The 26,101-nt window shown below is 36.7% G+C and carries 20 protein-coding genes; 8 read left to right on the top strand and 12 right to left on the bottom strand.

Annotated elements, in window-relative coordinates:
* The first annotated feature begins 54 nt into the window (after positions 1–54).
* The 6 genes from QM491_RS13410 (at position 55) to QM491_RS13385 (ending at position 7,005) form a co-directional block, all read left to right on the top strand.
* Positions 55–1,329, top strand: coding sequence for an oligosaccharide flippase family protein (locus QM491_RS13410; protein WP_283327995.1), 1,275 nt, complete (start codon positions 55–57; stop codon positions 1,327–1,329).
* A gap of 36 nt (positions 1,330–1,365) precedes the next feature.
* Positions 1,366–2,538, top strand: a complete 1,173-nt coding sequence (locus QM491_RS13405) for an O-antigen polymerase (protein ID WP_283327994.1) — start codon at positions 1,366–1,368, stop codon at positions 2,536–2,538.
* A gap of 82 nt (positions 2,539–2,620) precedes the next feature.
* Positions 2,621–3,535, top strand: a complete 915-nt coding sequence (locus QM491_RS13400; RefSeq protein ID WP_283327993.1) for a glycosyltransferase family 2 protein — start codon at positions 2,621–2,623, stop codon at positions 3,533–3,535.
* A 40-nt stretch (positions 3,536–3,575) separates the two neighbouring features.
* Complete coding sequence (locus QM491_RS13395; protein ID WP_283327992.1) at positions 3,576–4,754, top strand: glycosyltransferase; 1,179 nt, start codon at positions 3,576–3,578, stop codon at positions 4,752–4,754.
* A 311-nt stretch (positions 4,755–5,065) separates the two neighbouring features.
* On the top strand, positions 5,066–6,466 hold the full coding sequence (locus QM491_RS13390) for a bZIP transcription factor (RefSeq protein ID WP_283327991.1): 1,401 nt from the start codon (positions 5,066–5,068) through the stop codon (positions 6,464–6,466).
* Between the two features lie 47 nt (positions 6,467–6,513).
* Positions 6,514–7,005: a T9SS type A sorting domain-containing protein gene (locus QM491_RS13385; RefSeq protein WP_283327990.1), complete on the top strand. Its 492-nt coding sequence runs from the start codon at positions 6,514–6,516 to the stop codon at positions 7,003–7,005.
* 120 nt (positions 7,006–7,125) lie between these two features.
* On the opposite strand, the gene QM491_RS13380 is transcribed toward QM491_RS13385, so the two are convergent.
* From QM491_RS13380 to QM491_RS13370, 3 genes are all read right to left on the bottom strand, one after another.
* Positions 7,126–8,508, bottom strand: coding sequence for an efflux RND transporter periplasmic adaptor subunit (locus QM491_RS13380; RefSeq protein ID WP_283327989.1), 1,383 nt, complete (start codon positions 8,506–8,508; stop codon positions 7,126–7,128).
* Positions 8,509–8,602: 94 nt separating this feature from the next.
* Positions 8,603–10,066 carry a TolC family protein gene (locus tag QM491_RS13375; protein ID WP_283327988.1) on the bottom strand — a complete coding sequence of 488 codons (1,464 nt, stop codon included), beginning with the start codon at positions 10,064–10,066 and terminating at the stop codon, positions 8,603–8,605.
* A 161-nt stretch (positions 10,067–10,227) separates the two neighbouring features.
* Positions 10,228–10,920 (bottom strand): M15 family metallopeptidase, encoded by a 693-nt coding sequence (locus tag QM491_RS13370; protein ID WP_283327987.1) that lies wholly within the window; start codon positions 10,918–10,920, stop codon positions 10,228–10,230.
* A gap of 333 nt (positions 10,921–11,253) precedes the next feature.
* Between QM491_RS13370 and QM491_RS13365 the strand changes: the two genes are divergently transcribed.
* Together QM491_RS13365 and QM491_RS13360 are read left to right on the top strand one after the other, a co-directional pair.
* Positions 11,254–13,017 carry an ABC transporter ATP-binding protein gene (locus tag QM491_RS13365; RefSeq protein ID WP_283327986.1) on the top strand — a complete coding sequence of 588 codons (1,764 nt, stop codon included), beginning with the start codon at positions 11,254–11,256 and terminating at the stop codon, positions 13,015–13,017.
* 51 nt (positions 13,018–13,068) lie between these two features.
* Complete coding sequence (locus tag QM491_RS13360; RefSeq protein WP_283327985.1) at positions 13,069–14,004, top strand: hypothetical protein; 936 nt, start codon at positions 13,069–13,071, stop codon at positions 14,002–14,004.
* Positions 14,005–14,271: 267 nt separating this feature from the next.
* Here the strand turns inward: QM491_RS13360 and QM491_RS13355 are convergent, their stop codons facing one another.
* The 9 genes from QM491_RS13355 to ilvD form a co-directional block, all read right to left on the bottom strand.
* Positions 14,272–14,934 (bottom strand): DUF3267 domain-containing protein, encoded by a 663-nt coding sequence (locus tag QM491_RS13355; protein ID WP_283327984.1) that lies wholly within the window; start codon positions 14,932–14,934, stop codon positions 14,272–14,274.
* A gap of 49 nt (positions 14,935–14,983) precedes the next feature.
* Positions 14,984–16,246, bottom strand: a complete 1,263-nt coding sequence (ilvA, locus tag QM491_RS13350) for a threonine ammonia-lyase (RefSeq protein ID WP_283327983.1) — start codon at positions 16,244–16,246, stop codon at positions 14,984–14,986.
* A 513-nt stretch (positions 16,247–16,759) separates the two neighbouring features.
* Positions 16,760–17,803 (bottom strand): ketol-acid reductoisomerase, encoded by a 1,044-nt coding sequence (ilvC, locus tag QM491_RS13345; protein WP_166549901.1) that lies wholly within the window; start codon positions 17,801–17,803, stop codon positions 16,760–16,762.
* Positions 17,804–17,926: 123 nt separating this feature from the next.
* Entirely contained in the window at positions 17,927–18,460 is a 534-nt protein-coding gene (ilvN, locus tag QM491_RS13340) for an acetolactate synthase small subunit (RefSeq protein WP_095161261.1), read from the bottom strand.
* A gap of 31 nt (positions 18,461–18,491) precedes the next feature.
* On the bottom strand, positions 18,492–19,514 hold the full coding sequence (locus tag QM491_RS13335; protein WP_283327982.1) for an acyltransferase family protein: 1,023 nt from the start codon (positions 19,512–19,514) through the stop codon (positions 18,492–18,494).
* A gap of 113 nt (positions 19,515–19,627) precedes the next feature.
* Positions 19,628–21,373, bottom strand: a complete 1,746-nt coding sequence (gene ilvB, locus QM491_RS13330) for a biosynthetic-type acetolactate synthase large subunit (protein WP_374761257.1) — start codon at positions 21,371–21,373, stop codon at positions 19,628–19,630.
* A gap of 68 nt (positions 21,374–21,441) precedes the next feature.
* On the bottom strand, positions 21,442–22,680 hold the full coding sequence (locus QM491_RS13325) for a hypothetical protein (protein ID WP_283327981.1): 1,239 nt from the start codon (positions 22,678–22,680) through the stop codon (positions 21,442–21,444).
* A 161-nt stretch (positions 22,681–22,841) separates the two neighbouring features.
* Entirely contained in the window at positions 22,842–24,152 is a 1,311-nt protein-coding gene (locus QM491_RS13320) for a hypothetical protein (RefSeq protein WP_283327980.1), read from the bottom strand.
* A 221-nt stretch (positions 24,153–24,373) separates the two neighbouring features.
* Complete coding sequence (gene ilvD, locus QM491_RS13315; RefSeq protein WP_283327979.1) at positions 24,374–26,050, bottom strand: dihydroxy-acid dehydratase; 1,677 nt, start codon at positions 26,048–26,050, stop codon at positions 24,374–24,376.
* Between the last annotated feature and the right edge of the window lie 51 nt (positions 26,051–26,101).

The following is a 26,101-nucleotide window of genomic DNA, read 5'->3' as shown; positions in this document are numbered from 1 at the left end:
AAATTTGGAATGACTCATGTTTTATTTTAGGCTTCTCATACATATCCTCTAACAATGAAGTTTTTTGCTACGATTCGAAATACCTTTCATGAATACCGAGGTGTTATTCGCAACTTCGTGGCGTTGGCATTTTTGCAAGCGACTAACCTATTAATTCCTCTTTTGTTAATTCCTCTTTTACTTCAACGTATTGGCTTGGCTCAATATGGAGTTGTGGCGTTGGCACAAAGTACCATGCTATATTTCTATGTCTGGGTTGATTATGGTTTTAGTCTTTCGGCTGTCAAAACCTTGAGTGAAAAGCACCGTCAAAAAGAAGATTTAGGTCAACTTTTTTATGAAGTGAGTTTATCCAAAATGATCCTTCTTATCTTAGGTTTTGGTATTTTACTGGTGATTTTACCCTTGCATCCTACCCTTGCGCATAACACGAAATTGATTCTTGGAAGCTATATAATGGTTGTAGGTCAGGCGCTATTGCCTATTTGGTTTTTTCAAGGAGTTGAAAAAATGCCTTGGGCTACTTATGCCAATTTTTGCTCAAAAATCCTTAGTGTTAGTTTGATTTATTTATGGGTATATAGGGCATCTGAAGCCATTTGGGTAAATATGATATTAGGTGGAAGCAATATCTTGATTGGAGTTATTGCCAATATTTATTTGTCAAAAAAATATCAGTTGGTATTCCAGAAACGATGGTTGAAGGGTATTCCTAGACAACTAAAAGAAGGATTTTTCTATTTTACATCCCATTTTTCGGTAAGTCTATATATGCACTCTGGCATTATCCTATTAGGGTGGTTTGTCAATGAGCAAATGCTTGGGGTCTATAGCATAGCCGAAAAAATAGCGCTTTTACTTCGCCAAGTATTGGTCATGTTTTCACAAGCTATTTATACACAACTTTGCCATATTCTCACACAAGGGTATGAAGCGATGCAGTCATTTTTGCGAAAACTATTCTTTCCTTTCTGTATTTTGGTCGGAGTAGGATGTTTGGTATGTTGGTTGGGAGCACCACTGATTAGTACGTTGGTAAAATTAGATATTTCAGAAAAAAGCCTGTTTATTCAATTGGTGAGATATATGGCTTTTATACCTGTAATTGTGTGTATCAATATCCCTTTTTATCAGCTATTACTTATCTCAGACCATGGAAAAAGTAGTACGAAGATTTTATCTTGGGGGGCTTTGGTATGTATCTTGTTAAACGTTTTGCTAATTCCTTATTTCTCGGTACTTGGTACTGCTTTAGCGCTATTAGTTACCGAAAGTATGATAAGTGTTTTAGTCATTATTAAAGCAAAGAAATACTTTTTTAGAGGGTAAGTTAGCTTACTATCCGACTGTCCAAAATTATAAATTATGACATTAGCTTTACTTTTGATATTATTGATAGGGAACAGTCTACTTTACAGAAGCCTGCTGAATCCTATCGTAATACAAACAGGGTTATGGTTGATGTATTATTTTATTTTTTGGTATAATCAAGCTTATTTTTCTGTTAATCTCGATGAGATTTCCCCCTTCATAGGGCTAAGTTGTTTGGGGTTTTCACTGGGAGGTTTGATCTGTTGGGGGCTATACCAAAAAGTAATACCCGAAATAACTATTGCTGAGCCTCTTGATGACGATACGCTTTTTGTCAAAAATCTTTCCCTCTTTTACCCAATCGTTTTACTTTCTTTGGTGCTTACTCTTCCGATGGTAGTGAAAGAGGTAGGGCAATTTTCATGGGGTGATATTCAAGAATTACGGAATACCTTAGTCGAAAATGATGGAAAACGTTTCGGACTTTACGGGTTGATTCAAACCTTGAGCTCCGTTTATTTGGTTTTGTTACTGACCCATACCTCTTTTTCTTGGCGCAATGGCATCCTAGTGGTAGTGTTTTTAGTTTATACTTACCTACTAGGCTCACGTGGACAATTGATTTTTTTTGTGGTGCCTTTGGCTTATGATTTACTTTGGAAAAACAAAATTTCGGCAGGACAAGCTATACTGGGAAGTCTCATGCTTATAAGCTTGATTGTACTTATTACGATAGGTAGAACTTCTGATTTTTCGGGGGAATCCATTATTCCTATGTTGTTGACTTATGCGGTGGCATCACTGCCCGCTCTGAGTTTGGTAAGCATCGACCCTGTTCCGTATTTTGGTTACAATACTTTTAGAGTGGTGTGGCTTTGGATAGGGCGTTTGGGTTTTAATATTCCTGTAGCACCAGTTATCTCAGAATGGATTAGTACACCACTGCCCACTAACACTTATTCATATCTCAAACCTTATTATCTGGATTTTGGTATGATAGGGGTATTTGTTATTCCTTTGTTACTGGGTTTTGGCTATAATCTGCTTTATTTTCGAGCGAAAAGGTTTCATATAACTTCCTGCTATCTTTTGGGCTTTTTGATATATGCTTTATTAATGCAACCCATCGAGGAGCAATATTTCAGATGGCTAACCAATTGGTTTTATATTGTTTTGGTAATGTTTTTTTTGAAAAAAGTAGAGATAAAATGGTTTGATACCAAGTGATTTTTGATTTAGAAAACAATAAATTTCTCTGGTTTAATAAATTCATTCACAATTCATCACTTACAATTCAGCATTCCTACTTATGACCAATCAAATAGCGGCAGTAATTGTCACTTTTCATCCATTAATTATAAATATTCAAAAGCTACTTGAGAGACTTAGGTTGCAAGTAGTAAGTGTTGTTATTGTAGATAATGGAAGTCATAATGTCAAAGAAATAGAAGAAATATTAGTCAATTATCCTCAAGTGACGCTTATTTCGCTAGCAGATAACTTTGGAATAGGCTTTGCACAAAATAAAGGAATAGTATTTGCTTTACAGAATTCAGCAATAGATGGGGTTATTTTATTTGACCACGATAGTTTGCCAGAAGAGCAAATGATTCAAAAGTTAGTAGAAGCATGGAAATCGCTGACAATCGATGGGCATCATCTTGGAGCCGTTGGTCCTATTTATCAAGACCCACGCACCTTACGTAATTATCCTATTTCGGTTTTTCGGGGATTTCGTTTGATTCATAAATATCCACAAAACAAGGATATTAAACCTATTTCTGCTTCTTTTCTTATCTCGTCAGGTTGCTTAGTTCATCGTAAGACTTTTGAGACAGCAGGGTTGATGAATGAAGACTTTTTTATTGATTATATTGATATCGAGTGGAGCTTTCGGGCTTACAATAAGGGGTACGAAATGTTTGCTATTCCGACAGCAGTTATGTGGCATCAGGTGGGTGACGACCGTCTGAAGGTTTTGGGAAGAGAAATTTCGGTTCATAGTCCTTTAAGAAGATATTATTTGGCTCGAAATTCGATACTAATGCTCAAGCAACCACATATTCATTGGCAGTATAAAGTCCGTGAGTTATTCTATACCGTATCTCGAGTTGTTGTTTATATAGCCTTAGTCCCTCAAAAAAGAAAATATCTCAAGTACATTCTTTGTGGCTGGTACGACGGTATCGTCAGTAGAGTGGGTAAGAGTAGGTTGTCTACCTAGTTTTTAAGCCATCATTTTGCCTAGTAAGTTTATGAAATTTATGTTTATTATTTCTGATGTAGGTAGTTTCAATATCTTTCTATCGGAATTATCCTTATCCATATTCGAGCATTTTCCCGATATCGAGCTACATATTATTTGCTCGGCTGAAAAAACCATAGATATACCCAATCTTTATTCTTTCAATCACCTCAATATCCATTTTCATTATTTAGGTATTCCCAGAAGCATTCGAATCAAGCATGAGTTGCTAGTGGCATGGCAGATTCGACGTTTGGTGTCAGAAATCAAACCTGATTTGGTGCATGCACATTTTACTACAGGCATATTTCCTACCATTCTTTTTCGAAAAATGGATATTCCTTATTGGGGTACTTTTCATGGATTAGGACTAAATAGTAGTTATGGCTGGAAAAAAGGACTTTTTTATTTTTTAGAAAATTTTTGTTTTCAAAAGCTTGATAAAATTTTTTTGCTCAATCAATCTGATACCGACATTGTTCAGACTGTTTATAAAAGCAAAGTTTACAAACATCAAAGTCTTGGTTTGGGCTGTAATTTAGAAAAATTTAATCCTCATAATTTTTCAGAAAATACTCGAACAAACCTACGCCAAAGCTTAGGAATTCAACAACAAAGAGTCATTGCTTTTACAGGACGATTTGTCGCCTTTAAAGGCTTTCATATTGTGGTAAAGACTTTTCTACAATTGGTACAAAGTTATCCACAGCAGTTTAAGCTATTGTTGATAGGTGGTCTCGATCCTGTGCATTCGAGCGGGCTAAGTACATCGCAATGGCAATATATTGAACAACATCCTGATATTACAATAACAGGGTTTACCTCCAAAGTAGAAGAATATTTGTCGATTTCGGACTATTTTGTATTTCCGAGTAAAAAAGAAGGTATTCCTGTATGTGTGCTCGAAGCCTTGGCGATGGGCGTACCAGTGATTGCTTCAGATAGTCGAGGTAACAATGAAATTATCGAACATTTGCATAATGGCGTTCTTATCCCTCCATCACCAGATCACGAGGAAGAAATAGTAGGTATTATTCAATCTATCGAGTTATTAGAAAAGAATACCCAACTTTATCAAGCCTTAAAAACCAACGCTTTAGTAACCCGAAGTACCTATTCTAGAGAAAACTTTATTAATGAGTCTATCACAGTTTATAAAAATAGTTTTTGTGAGTCCTCAAAATTTCAATTTCATTAAAGAAAACGTTAATTTCATCGTATTAAAATAGTAACTCATTCATCATAAATAACTTGAAGGAATTCTGGCAAGAAGATTGTTGAGAAGAATATTAATTACCTGCTAATAACCTGCTTGATGAGTCATCTCCTTTGTGGCATACCAAGTATCTTAAAACACACTCCACTATACTAACCACCCTTAAATTTGATGTATCAAACTGCCCGATTACTCTTTAGTACAGGATTTGTTTGACATAGTCTATTGAACAGTTTTAACTTGGAGAATAGTCTTTGATAAAGGCTGTACTCTTTTATTTGTCCTAAGTAAAAATGAAACGCTACTACTCTCTATTATTTGTGATACTTTGTATCACCTTTAGCTCATTTTCCCAGACCATAACGGCTCCTTATGGTCAAAGCTTGACTATTAATAATCCTCTAGATATTGCAGGAGGTAGTATTAATATCATGTCGGATAGTGCCTACAAAATCGGAGGGAAGCCCATTCTAAGTATTGCGGGTATAGCCAATGTTTTATTAGGAGATGGTGCGGGGTTTAACAATCAAGGTACAAATAATATATTCATTGGAAAAACGGCAGGTTTTCTGAATGCTTCTGGCTTTGCCAATACTTTTATTGGCGAATCGGCGGGATACTCAAACACGACTGGCAATAACAATATGTTTTTGGGAACTGCCGCAGGATTGTCTAATGCTGTGGGTTACTCCAATACCTTTATTGGTGTCAACGCTGGGCGTCGCTCTTTGGCAAATGGCAATGCCTATATCGGTACAGCAAGTGGTATCAATACAATCACTGGTAACAATAATACAGGACTGGGAACTTTGACAGGGCAAGATAATGTATCTGGTTCGCAAAATACCTTTGTAGGCTTTAGCTCTGGCAGCAAACTTATGTCGGGCGACTATAATACTTTTATTGGTGCATTGACAGGTGTGGCTTCGAGCGCGAGTAATATTACCAACGCCACGGCTATTGGTGCTAATACAGAATTGGCTATTTCTAACTCTATTGTGTTGGGAAATAATGCTAATGTTGGAATCGGTACGAATGACCCTGTTACGAGTGGTGCCAAACTGGTAGTTGTTGGTGCAGGAAATAATGCGAGTGTTTTACAATTGAGAAATATCCCAACAAGAAATACGGTTAATGGTTTGAGACAGCTTTTTGCTGATGAGTCAGGAAATCTTGTGACATTTTTGATTACACCATCTGCCAATTCGTTACCAGAAGTAAAACTCACAGCCAACAGTATCACTAATAATAACCTTTGGACAAGTAATGAGTCAGGTTTTTTAAAAAACAACAGTACTAGAGGAGTGGTGATTGGAGATGGTATTAATTCTTTGCCCGAAGGCTATAACCTATATGTCTCAGAAGGTATTTTGACGGAACAAGTAAAGGTAGCTTTGAAAAATACCGAAGATTGGGCAGATCATGTTTTTTCAAAAAAACATCATTTAATGCCTTTACAAAAAGTAGAAGATTATATCAAAAAATATCAACACTTACCCAATATTCCTTCAGCAGCAGAAATGGTCATTTCTGGCAATGATTTGCATCAAACAGATACCAAGCTTCTTGAAAAAATCGAAGAGTTAACCCTATATATGATTGAGTTGAAAAAGGAAAATCAACAAATGAAACAAGATATTGAATCGTTGAAAAAAACTCGAAAAGGAGGTTTTTCTCAAAAGATAAAACGCTAATATTTCTTTATCATATTCTTGCTATTGCCTTTTATCAGCCTAATATCATGACTAAAAACTACTTTATTGCTTTTTTTATAGGAGTTATTACAAAAGCATATCCTCAAAGTACCTCTATACAGGAAGTACAATCAGATTATATAAAGTCGAGCAAAGTAACCACTGTTCCGACACATTATCGAGCATCAAAGGCGATTGTTTTGCAATCAGGATTTAGGGCAAAAGGACAAAATAGTTTTAGTGCCAAAATTCAATATTTTCCTTTGAAAGAGGCCTTATTTACAAGTTCTCTGACAGTATCGCCTAATCCAGTACAAGATGTAGCCACTATCAGTTTTAAAATTCCACAATCGAGTACAATATCTTTAGTTGTGAGTAATGCCTCGGGGGAGCCCATTGTAGAGTTGATTCGGAATGAGTACAAAGAGGCAGGAGAGTACAGGTTAGCTCTTGAAAGTAAAGATTGGAGCTCTGGTATGTATTTATTACACCTTCAAACTACACAAGGTATAACGACATTTAAGATAGTAAAGCCATAAAAAAAGCCATCTCCGACAATCTGAGATGGCTTTTCCATAAACCCTAAACCAAACTAAATTTATCTAATAATAATCTTAGTTCATTTTTTAATCATTTCTAGAGATTCACGACTCTATCTTTTACTTCTTCTCTTTGTTATCCTTATTAGCTTCTTTTTTCTTCACTAATTCTCCATCTTTCAATTTCTTAGAAACTGTCACATAAGGACCCGAAATGATTTGTTCTCCTTCAGTTAATCCACTTAAAATTTCGATATTATCAAAATCGGAGATACCAGTGGTAACTTCTTTCAATTTAGCATGATTGTCTTTGGTCAAAACAAACACTACTTCTTTGAGCTTTTCTTTTTTAATAACTTTTGGTTCTTCAGAATTATTGCTTTCTTCTTCTGATTTTTTCTCCTGATTAGCAGCTTTAGGGTCACGAGTTGTAACTGCTGCTAGAGGTACTGACAAAACACCATTTTTGCGATCGGTAACAATCTCTACCGAAGCTGTCATCCCTGGTTTTAAAGGATAAGAGCGTTTGCCTTTAATAAGATCAGCATAAGAACTACGAAGTACTCTAATTTTTACTTCAAATTCAGTAACAGCGTCGTTAGATACCGAAGCTGCCGCCGAAGAAGTTGCCAAACCATTAGCAGAACTTGCTACTTCGTAAACAATACCTTTAAATTTACGACCTGATGCACTGTATGAGTCTACGTCAATAATTACGGTATCATTAAGACTAACACGGGTAATATCGTTTTCGTTCACATTTACACGAACTTCCATTTTATTCAAGTTGGCAATACGAAGCAACTCAGTACCAGCCATTTGAGATGTACCTACAACTCTTTCGCCAAGCTCTACGTTCAACTTTGAGATAGTACCGCTTTGCGGTGCATAAATCGTTGTTTTAGTCAAGTTGGTACGAGCTTCTTTCAAAGCCGCTTCTGAGCTTCTTACGTTAAATGCCGCAGCTTGAACGTTTGCTTTTGCCGATTCCAAATCTTGTTTTGCCACAGAATATTGTGAGCTAAATTGTTCGTAATCCGAATCAGAAATTACTTTATCATCATGTAACTTTTTGTTACGATCAAAATCAGTTTTTGCTTTTAACAAACGAGCTTCTGATTGAGATTGGATAGCTTTTGACTGCTCCAATGAAGCTTTGGCAGAGTTTACTTGTGCTTCGGCACGAGCCAATAACGATTCGTAGTTATCAGGACGTATTTTCAATAATAATTGACCTGCTATAACCGAGTCGCCTTCACTTACATAAAGACCTACAATCTCACCAGAAACATCTGGAGAAAGTTTTACTTCGATTTCAGGTTGTACTTTACCTGAAGCAGAAACACGCTCAATAATGTCTGCACGTTTAGCTTTAGATAGCTCTACTTCTGTAGCTTCTTCTTTTCCGATCCAACCATTCTTTTTCGCTAAAATCAACCCACCTACCACTACGACTGCGACAACGGCTAAAATGACCCAGATTTTATTGGATTTGTTTTTCATTGTATATAAAGTTTTGAAAGATTGATGTTAAGGTTTTTGAAAAACGATGAAACATAATAGTTTTTCAAGGTTTTACATTCAATCGAGTGTTTGGTTAAAATGTGAGCGGTTTATTTTGGTAATAGTCTAATATCTTGGTTCTGAAAATAAAGTCATACTTGGCTTGAATTTGGTTTGCTTTTGCTTTGTCCAAATTTGTTTTTTGCAAATTGTAGCTTACAAAATCAATTGCTCCTGCATTGAAACGACTTTCGGCAGCACGGAACGATTCTTCCAAAGCAGTTACTTGTACGGTCAAAGCTTCATATCTTTTAGCCGAATTTGACATATTGGTATAAGCTTGTTCGATATTCTGACGCAAAGTCAAGCGTGTTTTTTGAGCTTCCAATTCAGCATTTACTTTTTGTAATTTGGCTTGACTCACACGAGTTTTGTTCGCAAAACGGCTAAAGATTGGAATATTAGCACTCGCTCCGAAGGCATAATTAAAAGTGTTTTCTAGTTGCTTGAAATAGCCTACCGTTCCTGCTTCAACAGTACGTGGTGTATTTACAACCAACGGAATATCTTGTCCATTAAAACTAACCGTTCCTAAATTCTGCTGATTGGTACCATCAACTTTATAGATTTTTTGAGCATTGGACTGGTTGGCGCCTGTCGAAGCCGAAAGGTTGATGGTTGGTAGAAAGCCAGCTCTGGCAATTTCAATTCCCTTATCAGCACTTTTTACTCTCAAATCCGATGCCTTTACCGTTGGTTGAGTTCCTTCGGCAGTTTGATAGATTTGGTCAACTGGTGCATCATACGCTGTAGTTGATGGCGTTGGTACCGAAATTCTATCAAGATTGACTGTATTAGCAATTTCCTTGTCGTTGAGCAATTGGATTAAATTGAGTTTTGCCAAATCTAAGGTACTTTGATTGTTTACAACAGTAGTTTCTTCGTTAGCAACCTGAGCTTTTAGGTCTAGTAAGTTAGACTGTGGAAGCGAACCAGCACGTACTAATTTTTCTGTACGCTCAATCTGCAATTTGGTAATAGCCGTTTGGCTTTGTGCAATCGTAAGTTGGTCTTCAGCATTGAGGATATTCAAATAAGCCAATACCACTTGCATCGAGATATTCTCTTTCATGGCTTGCATATCCAACTGATTGGCTTTGACCAATAAATCGTTTTGAATAACCGTATTTTTGAGGAGATTGCCGTTAAAAACCGTAAGTCCAGCATTTACGCCCAAACTATTGTAGTTAATATTTCGAGCTACATAAGTGTTGGTAAATGGGTCAAGGCTTCGACCAAAGTTGAAGAATTCACTGACGGTACCATTGGCACCAGGGAGCTGGTTATTTTTAGCTTGTTGATAGTTCAACACGGCGTTCTGAAGCTGTATTTCTGATTGCTTTACAGAGATATTGTTGCGAAGTGCAATATCTACCGCCTGTTGTAGAGTGATTTTTGGGCCTTTTGAACTAGGAGCCTCTACTGCGGTTTGCGCCTGAGCCTGTGTCCCAGCGATAAGTGCAGCTCCCACTAAAAGTCTGTAAACGCCTGATTTCATATTTCGTTTGATAGTTTTGAGTATCCGCTCTTCGTTATAGCCACTAGAGTTTTTTGAATAATCAATACTACGAATGAAAAATCAAGTCATGAAGCGATTTTGGATAAGTGGTTCGTGGGTAAGGATTAGTGGTTTGTTTTCGTATAGACCCAATCTTATTTTTATTCAATTATCTGATAAATGCGTTTGGCGTCACTGCGTGCAAGTGCATTGAAATGCCACCATTCGTACTTAATAGGCATAAATCCAGCTTGTTGCATGACACTTCGCAAAAGACGGCGATTGACTACCTGTTGGGTTGTAAGTTGCTTATTTTTTAGGAAATGTTCTTCGTGGCTTGGGTAGGCTAATTTGCCAAAAAAATCAAAAGGTGTTCCCATATCCAAAGGCACGCCTCTGTTGGTAGTAATCGTTAAATCTACGGCACAGCCATAGTTATGAATCGACTTTTGGCTTGGGCTTGCCACGTAGGTTTCGCGCTGGTGTGGTGGGTATTGAGAAAGACTATTCCAAAGAATTTTTTGAATTGTAAAAGGACGCCCTCCATCATATACCAACAAACGATAATGTGGATGTTTTTTTTTCAAAATAGCATTCGCTCTTGCCAGCATTTGAGCGGGCTTTTTTTGTAAGTAGCAAGCCGTCATGCAGCCATATACATCCTTATTAACAAAATTATCAATAGTCGAATATTTGAGTAAAACCGCAATGCTGGGGTCAAGACTTTTGACATTGATCAAGCCTTGTTGTATCATTTTTTGCTCATAATCACAAGGTACAGGATTGCTCTTTTGGCTGAATGCAATACCCATCGTTAATATATGAAGTAAACACAAGGCAATGGAATGTTTCATAATTAATTGAAAAGGAAGGATAAACGTTAGTTTGTAAGGACATGAAGGACGTTTGGTATAAGTCCCTATAAAGACAGGTTTTGTTGATACGTAAAAAATATTTAGATTGATAACCTGTGAATTAAGTGCTAATGCTAATTTATAATTTTACTCAAAATTATTCTAAACCCTTTCAATATCCTAATAAGTATCATTTTTGAAGACTCTATGTATTTACAGAACTATTTTAAAAACCTTGTGGTTAACTCTTAGTCAAAGTCTACTATTGACCTAGACAAATGTACACCTTTCTATTATATTATTCTCCAACCAACAATTGCATATATCCAAATCATGAAAATACTATTACCCTATCTTAAACGATACCAAATGACGGTATGGCTAGCTTTATTGTTAGCAGTTATTAATCAAGTTTTTTCACTATTAGACCCCTTGATTTTCAGACATATTATCGACAATGTGGCCACAAAGTTTACCGAAAAGAATCATACTTTTCAGGATTTTATAGGAGCCATTTTGCCATTGCTTGGTGCTTCTGTCGGAGTTGCTTTTGTATCGAGGGTTGCCAAAAACTTTCAGGACTATTTTATCAATACCATTACCCAAAAAATTGGTGCCGAAATGTACGCCGATGGGATTCGCCACTCTCTCGAATTACCTTATGAGACTTTTGAAGACCAGCGTTCTGGTGAAACACTCGGCAAACTACAGAAGGTAAGAGTCGATGTAGAAAAGCTTATTTCGTCGGGTATCAATATCTTTTTTCAGAGCTTAGTTGCTTTAGTATTTGTAACGATTTACGCCGTTTCAGTACACTGGTCTATTGTTCCTTTATTTTTAACGATTGGACCTTTGATTGGTTGGATTAGTTCATTGCTCAGTAAAAAGGTAAAAGTAATCCAAAAATCTATTGTTCAAGAATCAACAGCTTTGGCAGGTTCTACAACGGAGTCTTTACGCAATATCGAGTTGGTAAAATCTTTGGGCTTGGCACAGCAAGAAATCAACCATCTTAATAGTACTACTCAAAAGATTTTGGGACTAGAACTCAAAAAAGTGCGCTATGTGCGTAGTATGATGTTTATTCAAGGTACAAGTGTCAATTTACTTCGTGTAGTTTTGACCTTTATCATGATGTATCTGATTTATCGTGGAGATATTACGCTTGGTCAGTTTTTCTCTTTAAATATTTACTCATTCTTTATTTTTGGTCCATTACAGGAGATGGGTAACGTGATTAATACCTATCGTGAGGCGCAAGTTTCGTTACAAAACTATGAGTCCTTATTCGATATTCCAGTGGAAGTAAAACCAGCATCTCCACAGCCTATTCCTAGTATCAAATCATTGGCATTTGATAATGTTTCGTTCAAACATCAGTCTGCATCTAAAAATGCACTTCGTGAAGTAAGCTTTGAAACAGTAGCAGGACAAACTATCGCTTTTGTAGGTCCTTCGGGTTCTGGTAAAAGTACTTTAGTAAAACTATTAGTAGGGTTATATAAGCCTCAAAACGGACAGATATTGTATAATGGTCACGATGGACGCACGATAGATTTTGATCAATTAAGAGAAAAAATAGGCTTTGTGACTCAGGATACTCAATTGTTCTCAGGTAGCATTCGTGAAAACTTGCTTTTTGTCAATCCCAAAGCTACTGATGAGGAATGTTTGGCAGTATTGAAAAAGGCAGCTTGTGAGCCACTTTTAGCTCGTGCCGACAAAGGCCTCGATACTGTAATTGGAGAAGGAGGAGTAAAAGTATCGGGAGGCGAAAAACAACGTTTGAGTATTGCCAGAGCATTATTACGTAATCCACATTTATTGATTTTTGACGAAGCAACTTCTGCGCTTGATTCTTTAACAGAAGAAGAAATTTCAGAAACGATTCGTCAGGTATCAGTTCATGGAGAGCATCTCACCATTTTGATTGCGCACCGATTAAGCACTATTATGCACGCAGATAATATCTTTGTACTCGAAAAAGGAAAAATTGTTGAATACGGCTCGCATCAAATACTATTAGAGAAAAAAGGACTCTATTATGCGATGTGGCGTCAGCAAGTAGGCGAAAAAGAAAGTATAGAAATTGAATAAAACATTTGGGGTGTCGAAATCGGCACCCTAATTTATTTGTACCCCAAATTCATGTCCAATCACATTACCCGTTATGAAGGTTTGATTGCTTCCCAAACCTTTGATAAAGTTACCAGTAAGCTACAAAAGCAATTTGTACAAAATCTTAAACGTCTTGAAGCTCTTAAAGTAGAAGTTGCCGAAGCAAAAGCCTTTGAACATGCAGTAGAAGTGCAGGTGGCTAAGGATATTGCTCCTTTACACCGAAAATACAATCAACGTTTGGGAGATATGTTGCTCATATTGGACACACATTATGGTGCCTTAACAGATGAGGAAAATTATAAATTGGGCTTTTATATTGCTACAATGGTTAGACAGCTATTGGCATCAGGCTTACAACATTTACAACCTTTGTATGACAAGTATCAAGAATATCTGATGTCAGATTCTCAAGAAATTGATATGCTTGCTGAAGAGGAGGAAGAAGAGGAGGATATTCCAGAAGAATGGAATGAGCAAGACAGTCGTATTTTTGAACAGGTAGAAGAAACCCTACCACCCATTACCAACAAAACCGCTCGTTCTATTTATATGGAATTGGTAAAGGAGTTTCACCCAGATTTGGAATCGGACGAGGAGGAAAAGCTTCGTAAAACCAAATTGATGCACTTAATTACAGAGGCTTATTCCAAAAATGACCTTTATGAGCTATTAAAGCTTAGAATGACGCTGATTACAGAACAAGAAAAGCCTCAGACGTTTGTAGAACCACAACTTAAGCGATACAATAAGATTTTGATTAAGCAGATTTTATTTCTGGAAAAAGAATTAAAAGATATTCAATTAGGAGCATATTGGCAGTTTGGTAGAGGCAATTACAAAACAATGGATATCAGTATTATCACAGAAATGAATTCTATTAAAAAGGCTACAAAGCAACTCGAATTTCACAAGCAAGTACTTAAATCAAAAGAATACGTTGTTCAGTTTTTGAGTAATTATTAATACGCTCTAGGCTATAATCCGTAGGAATTAGGCAAAAATTATATTCATGATATTGAGAAATACTTTTACTTATGGCATATAGCAATTGGGCTTTCGACTTTCAGCAATGGGCTTTCGGCAAAAATCTCCCATGAACTCAAAGAAGCTTTTTTACTTTATGCTTACAGATTATAGTCTAAAGTGTATTAATGCTGAATTAGGACTAATAGTTAGGAAAGATATCTATTAAGCCCCATGCTAAAAGCCGATAGCCCAATCCTAACATTTCTATTTTATCGATACTTTTTCATAAAAATAAGTTTCCCCTTTTCCTTCAATATCGTCATAGGTGTATATTTCCCGGTGTTTGTTACGAAGGGCATATTTTATCAACATAAAATCGCCAATACAACCCATTGTATGAAGCGCTAATAAGAGGATAGTCGTAAATTGCCAATGAGGGAAAAGAAAAACTGATACTATTAGCAGTGGAGTAATAATGGCAAAAGGCATAATGGCTAACCAGATGAGCTCTCTGAGATTTATCGCAAATTTCTGAGCATAAGCATACGCCATCATGCCTTTCCAGCTCCAACCAAAACCTATCTTTGGTGCGCCTAATATTTTAAATACTGCTCCATGAATAAGCTCATGTACGGGCAATAACAATATAAAAAATAGCAAAACTCCGCCAAACAGTGAACTTAATCCATGCCATTCACCTCGAAATGCCGCTGGAATTATACTCACTAAGCCATAACCTACTAAAGCTCCCAAAAACATCAATAAGATTAAAGGAAGATATTTTGAAAGAGGTTTATTCGTGTTTTCATCTGTTCCTGTACTCATTTCTCTTGCCAAAAACGTACCCATTTCATCAATATGAAAAGCATCTATCAATTCAAACTCAATGTTATTTTGTAATTCTTCGGGTGTTGGGCGTTGAGTCATAAGGTTGAACAAGTTATGATTTTATGATATGAAAAGGTTACAGATATGATTAAATCAAAAATGTAAACAAATCAGGTTTTTCATTGAGCAGTTGATACTGGATTTTATTTTCTTCCATACGAGTCAGAAGAGGCTCAAAATCCTCTCTGTATTTTAGTTCGATACCAAGTAATACAGGTCCTGACTCACGGTTGGTTTTCTTTTGATATTCAAAATGGGTAATATCATCGTTTTCGCCCAATACATTATTGAGGAAATTTTTCAAAGCTCCAGCACGTTGTGGAAAACGAATGATAAAATAATGTTTTAGTCCTTCGTAAAGTAAAGAACGCTCTTTTATTTCTTCGGTACGAGTAATATCATTGTTGCCTCCCGACACCAAGCATACTACATTTTTACCTTTTATTTCTTCTTTTAAAAAATCCAAAGCCGCAATCGTTAAAGCACCAGCCGGCTCAGCCACAATCGCAGATTCGTTGTATAGCTCTAAAATAGTGGTACAAACCTTACCTTCAGGAACCTCAATAATATCATCAAGGGTTTGCTTACAGATTTCGAAGGTTTTGTCACCTACACGTTTTACAGCGGCTCCATCCACAAATTTGTCGATCGTTTCCAATTCTACCACATGCCCAGCATTGATACTTACTTTCATAGATGGTGCCCCTTGTGGCTCAATCCCAATGATTTTGGTATGTGGAGAAAGTTGTTTAAATACCGTAGATGTGCCAGCCGCAACACCACCCCCACCAATAGCCAAAAGGATATAATCTATTTTGACATCGGCATCCTTAAAAATCTCCAAACCGACAGTCCCTTGTCCTGCAATTACGTCCATATCATCGAATGGATGCACATAAGTCGCATTTTGTTCTTCACAATATATTTTGGCTGCATTTGAAGCATCGTCATAGGTGTCGCCAACCAACTGAATATCGATATGCTCACGACCAAACATTTTTACGGATTTAATCTTTTGGTTCGGTGTTGTAGTAGGCATAAAAACCGTACCCTTCACCTTCATTTTATGGCAAGCATAAGCCATACCTTGAGCATGATTACCCGCACTTGCACATACAACGCCTTTGTCGAGTGCCTCTTTTGAGAGTTTAGACATTTTGTTGTAAGCTCCACGAATTTTGTAAGAACGCACAATCTGAAGGTCTTCACGCTTTAGGAAAATATTAGCCTCATAACGTTCTGACAAAATAAGGTTTTCCATCAAAGGCGTATGATATGCCACTCCACGGAGGCATTCTGCCGCATCATAGATGCTTTCGAGCGAAGGAAATTGTGCTGTTTGTGTATTCATAAAAATTGTTGATGGTAAAAGATGTTATCGGTTAACAGTATATCCGTAATTAGTATTGGTCAATAGAATCAATTTAATAAATTCTTTTACTCGATAGATTAAATGTTGGGGATAATGAGAAAACAATTTTGAGTGATGAATGGTAAATCATGAATTAGCAGTGAACGAAGTGTCTATTTCGGATATCGGATGTTGGATTTCGGAAGTGTAAGTTTCTCTATTTCCGAAATCCCAAATCTGAAAATGTTTGAAATCCTTCGCATAGTCCTAATTCATAACTCACAACTCATAATTAAGTGACTGAATTGTATATCTATGTTGTGCTTTCTGATTGTATTCCCAAAACTGATATGCTATTAATTTTCTAGCTTTTCTAAAACACAAATGAGTGAATAATAGATATAAATCCATTACTCACTCATTTTATTGTCAATTTGAGGTGAGATGATTTGATGATTAAGAGCGAAGTCGCATTTCTAATCTTCAAAATTCTCCTATTTTCAAATTAAAAAACTAGCTTCTTTCTGGACGAAGGCTACGTACAGCAGCACCAGCTTTCCACATTTCTGAGTCACGAAGCTCTTCTAATTCAGCTTCCAACTTCACGCGGTAGTCAGGTTGAGAGTTCAAAGTGATAGAACGCTCAGCTTCAGCTTGAGTTTTCACAGAGTTGTACAATTGAGCGAATACAGGCTTAGTAGCTTCTTTGAATGGTCTCCACCAGTCCAAAGCACCACGTTGAGCTGTTGTAGAGCAGTTAGCGTACATCCAGTCCATACCGTTTTCAGCTACTAATGGCATCAACGATTGAGTTAATTCTTCAACTGTTTCGTTGAATGCTTCAGATGGAGAGTGACCGTTTTCACGCAACACTTCGTACTGAGCTGCAAAAATACCTTGGATAGCACCCATCAAAGTACCACGTTCACCAGTTAAGTCAGAAGTTACTTCTTTGTAGAAGTCAGTTTCGAACAAATAACCAGAACCTACACCGATAGCCATAGCGATACATTTCTCACGAGCTTTACCAGTAGCATCTTGGTAAACAGCGAAAGAAGAGTTCAAACCTTTACCTTCTACGAACAAACGACGAAGAGAAGTACCTGAACCTTTAGGAGCTGCCAAGAATACGTCAACATCTGCAGGAGGAACGATACCAGTTTTTTCTTTGTAAGTGATACCGAATCCGTGAGAGAAATACAATGATTTTCCAGCAGTCAAATATTTCTTAACAGTTGGCCACAATTCGATTTGAGCAGCATCTGAAAGCAAGTAGCAAATGATAGTACCTTTTTCTAAAGCTTCTTCGATTTCGAACAAAGTTTCGCCTGGAACCCAACCGTCAGCTACAGCTTTGTCATAAGTTTTACCTTTGCGTTGACCAACGATTACGTTCAAGCCGTTATCTTTCATGTTCAAAGCTTGACCAGGACCTTGTACACCGTATCCAATTACAGCGATAGTTTCATTAGCCAATACTTCTCTTGCTTTTTCTAATGGGAACTCCTCACGAGTCACGATATCCTCTACCACTCCGCCAAAATTAATTTGTGCCATGATTTGATTTGTTTTTTGGAATTATGTTTTACTGAAAATTATTTACGAATTATAAACTTTAGGTATTGAATGATTGAAGTTGGAAGATACGATACTCAACACTCACAACTCAACACTCCTCACTTACACCACTTCCCAGTTTCCTTCAGGAAGATATTCTACCAAGCCTTTTTCTGTTTTACCAACAGCTACACGACCTGACTTAAGATATTCAAGAATTTCCCAGTTTTTGATGTATTCATAAAATTCTGAGATTTCTTGCTCTGTACCATTTTTCTCGATTACTACGTAATCAAGTCCCCAGTGAACAACTTTTGCATTCCAGTCAAGGTTGATTTCTTTGATGTTCAAAGGTGTTCCTCCAAGCGGTGTTGCAATTTTGAAAAGGGCGATTTCGTTAAAAACGATTTCGTGGTCAAGGTATCCAAATACTGCTAATACATCGACTACCTTACGGATTTGACGAACGAGTTTTTCAACCGCCTCGCGTGAATCATGACGGATAACAATTGTAAAACGAGATACACCTACGCGCTCGGTTTCACATACGGTCAACGATTCGATGTTCAAACGTCTACGAGTAAATATAATCGTAATACGGTTGAGCAAACCGATGGTATTGGAGGTAAAAATGGATAACGTGTATGTTGTTTTCATGAGTTATATCTAGTTAAATATGAAGTCTATTCTATACTTTGCGAGAAAGACTCATAGCTGGCTTTTCTATATTTTCATAATAGATATATGACATACCTATTGTACAAATCAAAATGCCTAATTTGTATATTAAAATGTAATAAGGCCGATGCAAGTATGGTTCTAAAATTGGCAATAAGACCAGCGTAACTGGAACGTGAATTAAGTAGAGAGAGAATGATATCTTCCCTAGAAAATCCAGTACACGCCATCTTTGTTTGACAAAAAAAATGAAACCCAATGCAAAAATACTCGCCAGTGCTATTAGAGCACTATTATCTAAATGCAAGATATTGCTAGTCCAATAGTAGTTTCCAAATAAGACAATAGCGCTGCCTATTAACATTTCTGGTAATCCTATTATTTTGACAGCATACTGAAAAGCAAAAATCCCAACCATAAATATGAGTATGTGAGAATGAAAAAGTAAACTACCCACCCACCAATAATTAAGGCCAAATATCACCAAGTAGGCCACATGTCGTACCCAGAAACGCTTATTTATTATTGCCCCAAAAAACAATCCGATATAGATATAAAACTGCAACTCGACAAATAGAGTCCAATAAACATGATTTATGAACTCCTTACCCCAAAATACATTGAGGTATCCAATGTTGAGTAATACAGTAGACCAGTCTATATCAAAAGTCTTTTGTGTGCCATAAGCTGTATATCCTATGAATTTGAGAAGCACAAATAATACAATAGATGCTACATAAGGTAGTTCAATTCGAATTATTCGTCTTTTGAATAAACTTCCAAAGTTCTGAATGTCATACTTGTTTCGATACATCGATAGCGGTATGATAAACCCAGATATAACAAAAAAAACTTGAACTCCTAAATAGCCATATCCAGATGCTTTGACTAAAAGTTTGCTTACTGGAAGTAATTTTTGGTCATAAAAGAAATGAACAAAATATACAGCCAAACAGGCAATTCCTCTTAGCATTTGTACTGAATTTACTTGACTTCTATTACTAACTTGTTTTCTTAGGCTATTAAATTTCATTACACAATTTTTCTACACTAGGAATGTATTTATTATGATTTTGTTATCAAAGATACAAATAGCCTGTGCTTTAATGAAATATGGTGTTAGTAAAAGAAGTAGGATCACTTCTTTTACTCTAAAATCACGTTTGTAACACAAGTTCCTGCTGGTACCATTGGGAACACATTTTCTTCTTTTTCACAGATAATTTCCAAAAGATATGGTTTATCTGAGTTCAATAAAGTGTCTAATGATTCCGAAAGTTGAGTACGGTCAGAAACGGTATGTCCAGCAATACCAAAGCCTTTGGCAATAGTAATAAAGTCAGGGTTTTGTAATTCAACGAAAGAATAGCGTCTGTCGAAGAATAACTGTTGCCACTGGCGTACCATCCCAAGGAAGTTATTGTTAAGAATGATAATTTTTACTGGTAAGCCACTCTGAGCAATTGTTCCCAATTCTTGAAGAGTCATTTGGAAACCACCATCACCGATGATTGCAACCACCTCACGGTCTGGAGCACCAACTTTAGCACCAAATGCCGCTGGAAGAGCAAAGCCCATCGTTCCTGCACCACCTGAAGTTACACTTGAGAATGGCTTTTTGAAACGGTAATAACGATTTGAAATCATCTGGTGTTGCCCAACGTCGGTAACTGTTACGGCCTCACCTTTTGTTTTCTCAGAAAGCATTACTACGGCTTCTCCCATTTTGATTTGGTCACCTTCATGGAAAATATCTTTCTTCGTGATTTTTTCGTATTCAATGGCATCGTATTTAGCAAACTCAGCACGCCATTCGGGGTATGAGTTTTGTTTTACTAAAGGAATCAATGCTTTTAACGCTTCTTTAGCATCACCAACAACTGGAGCATCTGCAAATACGTTTTTGTTGATTTCGGCTGGGTCAATTTCGATATGCACAACCTTTGCTTGTTTGGCATAAGTACCCAAATCGCCTGTAATACGGTCGTCAAAACGCATACCAATTGCAATAAGGACATCGCATTCGTTTGTCAGTACGTTAGCGCCATAGTTACCGTGCATACCCGGCCAGCCTACATACAACGGGTGATCGGCATCAACAGCCGACATTCCCAATAAAGTTGTAGCTACAGGAATACCAGCTTTTTCGATAAATTCCTTTAATTCGTCTTGAGCATTTGCCAATAACACACCATGGCCAGCCAATATATAAGGCTTTTTGGCAGCGTTTATTAATTTAGCCGCAGCTTCAACATGCTCTTGTTTGGGTACAGTACGAGGACGATAACTAATAACATCCACTTCTTTAGGATAGTGAAAAGGTTTCGTCATTTTGTCAGTTTGTGCTGTACGAGTAATATCAATCAATACAGGACCTGGACGACCAGCTTCTGCAATATGAAAAGCCTTGGCAATAACTTCAGGAATTTCGTCAGCATCTACTACTTGATAATTCCATTTGGTAATAGGCATAGAAATACCGATGATATCACATTCTTGAAAAGCATCGGTACCCAACAAATTTCCTTTTACCTGCCCTACGATACAAACCAATGGCGTAGAGTCTAGCATCGCATCAGCAATAGGAGTCATAAGGTTTGTAGCCCCAGGACCAGACGTAACCATGGCTACACCTGCACGGTTAGTCATACGAGCATAACCTTGTGCGGCATGCCCTGCACCTTGCTCATGGCGCACAAGAATGTGCTTGAGTCTATCTTGATAATCATAAAGCGCATCATAAGTAGGCATGATGGCGCCGCCCGGATAGCCGAAGATTGTATCAACACCTTGCTCGACTAAAGATTGCATTATGGCCTGTGCACCCGTAAGAAACTGTTCAGTTTCTTTTGCTTTGGGCTCTGAGGTCATGGTTTGTGTCTGTGCTGCCATGCGATTTTTTTAATTAAAATGTTGAACTCCGAAGAGTTAAATGCTAATTCTATGTTTTGTGGTTTTGTCTAATTTCTAGAATCAGGAAAAGTCCATTTTTCTGCTTTCCAGATTTTTAACCATTCTTGTTCAAAAACAATAGGAGCGTGGGCTTTACCTTTAGTTTTGAGTTTGAATGCTTCAAGGTTACTTTGATAAATAACTCTATTAGCTTTTATAATTGGAGTCATTTTGTAATAAGTCATGAAGCAAAAAAAACTAAAGATTGTCGCAGCCCCTAATCCAATTAAAAAGCTGAATTTTGGGTTCATCTGAATATTTGCTATCATGAGGATAATCAAACATACTGTAATTGCCGAACCTATTTTGTATCGTGGTGTTGAAATAGCTGATGCAATATCTCTATTTAGACCTACCATACAACTTGTAGCCAAGAGCGCAATAAAAAATGCTAACAAAAATAATTGTACTTGCTTCGAATGTACTTTCAATGGTATTTGCTGAGCAAAGACTAAATTGAGATTTAATAAGATTCCAATTACTAGTATCAAGAACCCTACAAAAATGGGTAATAGCGTATTCGTACTTGCTCCAATAAAGCTTCCTAAATATCCCAGTGCGCTTTTCAGTAATTGTGAATAATTGAAGGAATGGCTTTGATGAGGTAAATTATGTAAATACAAAACTGTGATAATAACCCCGAATCCAATCCAGAGAATCATCCATTTTTTTGTATTTAAAAACCATAAAATAAATACTCCCGCCGGAAATACAACCAAACCATTACCTGAAGTAAAGGTGGCAAAAATGGCCCAAACTAAAGCCCATATTAATTGCCTTGGTTGCTGAGCAACTTGTGTTAGTTTCCAAAAGCTTAAACCTAACCAAAAATATATACCTAGGTTTTGCACAGCAGCCATACCAAAAAAGGTATTTTCAAAAAACTGCATCTGAAACAACATACAACTAATTGCTAGTGCATAAAGCCATGATTGTTGTATTTGACAAAGTGCTCGATAAAAAATACTAGCAATACCTACCAATGTAAGATTACCTATAAATAATACTTTATATATATCAACAGCTCCGTTGTTTGTTGAACCCACCAACCAAAAGATTAGTCGCGTAAATACAATTCGGTGTTCATTGTGCGGAGTAAACCATAAACTTAATTGATCATTTAGCGTTTGTGCTTTTTCTAAATCGACCATTGTACACAAAACAGCAAAGTCATCTAATTGTGGACAATTAATCCCCCAAATATAAACCCATGTATAATAGAGTACGGGAGGTGTTAAGATGAACAAAAAACGCCATAATCTAATTATTGATGTTTGCTCTAATTCTCTATTGAACAGGGGCATAAAATTTAAAGTGAGCTATTTTAAAGATGCTGATGTAAGTATCTATGATAATATGACATCTGTTTTAGTCAATATGTATAGATAATTATGAAAAATTAACTAGGCTATCGATATAGACTTAAATGATGCTTTTTCATCATGTCCACTTTTATTTTGAGTATATCTGACCTATTATAGAGCATCTCTTTCACAATTGGAGCATCAAAATCCGATGCTTTTATGTGTTTTACAGCTTCAGCCAAGTTGTTATTTCTAAGATTGGCTGCTTTGAGATACCTTACTTGCTGAACTCCAAAAATCGCTACGAGAATGTAGGTTTGAAGAGTAACATAACGATTGATAACTTTTATTTTTATCCAATATCCTATATACTCAATATGTATAATCAAAGATATAATGGAACATATAGCAAACGGAAAACTTAATGTACAGTATCGTGGAGATAGCGCATGCATTATACCTAAAGAAGCTCTGCCATGTGCAACCATAAATCCAATTGATATTGCCCAAAAGCCATAAGCAAATATAGGGCTCAATTGTAACGCTTTTACTTTGTCTGTTTTGAACAAAATCCAAATAGCTGAAACAATAAATATCAATTGGACAATTGTTAACTTGATAGCTGTACTGCCAGTCGTGACAAAATTATTAGACAAAAATGTCAAAGCGTATGGTATCAATTCTACAGGATTAGTTGATTTTTCTGCTTCTGCATTAGCCAATGGATGATAATTGTAAAAATACAGAGCAATGTTGCAGACAAATACTGTAGCTACTACTAACGAATATATTACTTTAGCTTTATTGCCTTCTTCGCTAACAATCCAGATTAGCAGTATTAAAAACGGCCAAATTGTAAATCCTGAAGCGTATGAGTACAGTGAAATATGTGCCCATATCATACTTACAGTGATACTTTTCCATGAGATTTTTTTCAAGCTAATAAATGACCATAAACCAGCAATTACTGATAGATAATAATTTAGGTCAAAGCTTAAAACAATATTTTCATATTGTTTAAGCGAAAAAATCACTAGTAATATCAATATAAAACTTACACCAAATGCGTTTATCCTTTTAGGATTTAACGACTCAAAAGTGTACTTTCTTAATGTAAAATAAAAAACAAGTAGTAATGTTAGATTAAACGCAATCAACGAAAACGAATGCCATCTAGTAATAAAAAGAATGATCAAATGTATGATATGAGGGTATGGCATTCTGCATTCATTATGCGGTACCATCAAATCAGATATAACAAAACTTTTATTATATATCTTTTCTACAAAATATGAGAGTTCCCACTCATCGGCTGTAGGTATATTTGGAACATTGATATAAACATAAGTTAATAGTCCTATAAAAACTGCTAGGCTTATATAGGTGTACGTTTTCAAAGTAGAATTAAAAAGCATAAGTGTTATTATGTGGTTAATTACAAGATATCGAACTAATTATTTTCTTGGTGTAATATTAAGAGGTATAAAGCTTGCTATTATATAAGAAATAATAATTAGTTTTCTCTCGATTTAAGTTTGTTGTGTTATCGTAATAAAATATTCTTTAATCTGTGATTAGATTGATTTTTAGTATCAATACCAGTAATTACTGATATTGATACTAAAAATAATGTTAACTATAAGTCCGTTACACAGCCTTCACTTGCTGAGGCAACGTTTTTTACGTATTTGCGTAATACGCCTTGTTTGAATGGCGATTCAAGAGGTTTCCAGTCTTTACGACGTTCAGCCAATTCTTCGTCAGATACGTGTAAGTGAATGATATTATTTGCAGCATCAATTGTAATTTTATCACCATCTTTTACCAAGGCAATATTACCGCCAACTTGTGCTTCTGGTGTTACGTGACCTACTACAAAACCATGAGTACCTCCAGAAAAACGACCATCTGTAATCATGGCAACTTTATTACCCAAGCCAGCTCCCATGATAGCCGATGTTGGTTTCAACATTTCTGGCATACCAGGGCCACCCTTAGGACCTTCGTTACGGATTACTACAACTTGTCCTTCTTTGATTTCGCCTTTTGATAAGTATTCAATAACTTCTTCTTCGCGCTCACAAACCTTGGCAATACCCTCAAAGCGTTCTCCTTCTTTACCAGTAATTTTTGCTACAGCACCACCTGTTGCCAAGTTACCATATAATACTTGTAAGTGACCAGTTGGCTTGATTGGGCTTGTTAATGGTAAAATGATTTTTTGTGAATCAAAATCCAATTCAGGAACATCAGCTAAGTTTTCAGCAATTGTTTTGCCTGTTACAGTCATACAATCACCATGTAAATAGCCTTCTTTCAACAAGTATTTCATTAATGCAGGTACACCACCGATTGAAAGCATATCTTCCATATAATATTTACCAGAAGGTTTCAAGTCGGCAATTAATGGAGTACGGTCAGAAATAGCTTGAATATCTTTTAACGTAAATTCAACTTCAGCGGCGCGCGCAATTGCCAAATAGTGCAATACAGCGTTTGTTGAGCCTCCCATTGTCATTACCATCGTAAGTGCGTTTTCGAAAGCCTTGCGAGTCATAATATCTCTTGGACAAATATTTTGCTCTAATAAGTTTTTCATCGCAGCACCAATAGCCAAACACTCAGCTTTTTTGCCTTCGTGTGTAGCTGGATATGAAGACGAGTTTGGTAGCGTTAATCCCATAGCTTCCATCGAAGATGCCATCGTGTTAGCAGTGTACATACCACCACAAGCACCAGCACCTGGAATAGCGTTACGAATAACACCTTCATAATCTTCGTCAGAGATATTACCTGCGAATTTTTTACCCAATGCTTCGAATGCCGAAACAATATCTAGTTTTTGTCCTTTATACTCACCCGTACGAATTGTACCGCCATAAACCAACATACCCGGGCGGTTCAAACGAGCCAAAGCCATCATGGCTCCTGGCATGTTTTTGTCACAACCTACTACCGCAATCACGCCATCGTACCATTGTGCACCTACTACGTTTTCGATCGAATCAGCAATCAAATCACGTGATGGCAATGAGTAAGACATACCATTGTTACCGTTGGTCATACCATCAGATACACCAATTGTATGGAAAATCAATCCTACCATTCCATTCTCTTGGACACCTTTTTTCACGTGTACCGAAAGCCCATTGAGGTGCATGTTACATGTGTTTCCTTCATAACCTGTACTAGCAATACCGATTTGTGCTTTTTGCATATCTTCGCTAGTAAGACCAATTCCATAAAGCATGGCTTTGGCTGCAGGGTTGGTTACTTCTTGAGTCAGTGTTTTTGAGAATTTGTTCAGTTCCATAACTTGAAAAGATGCTTTAGACTCTGCCCGACAGGATAGAAAACACGAGCC

Source organism: Flectobacillus longus (assembly GCF_030056705.1).
Lineage (GTDB): Bacteria > Bacteroidota > Bacteroidia > Cytophagales > Spirosomataceae > Flectobacillus > Flectobacillus longus.
Note: the sequence above shows the minus strand (reverse complement) of the source record. Positions and strands in the feature narration are given on the sequence as shown.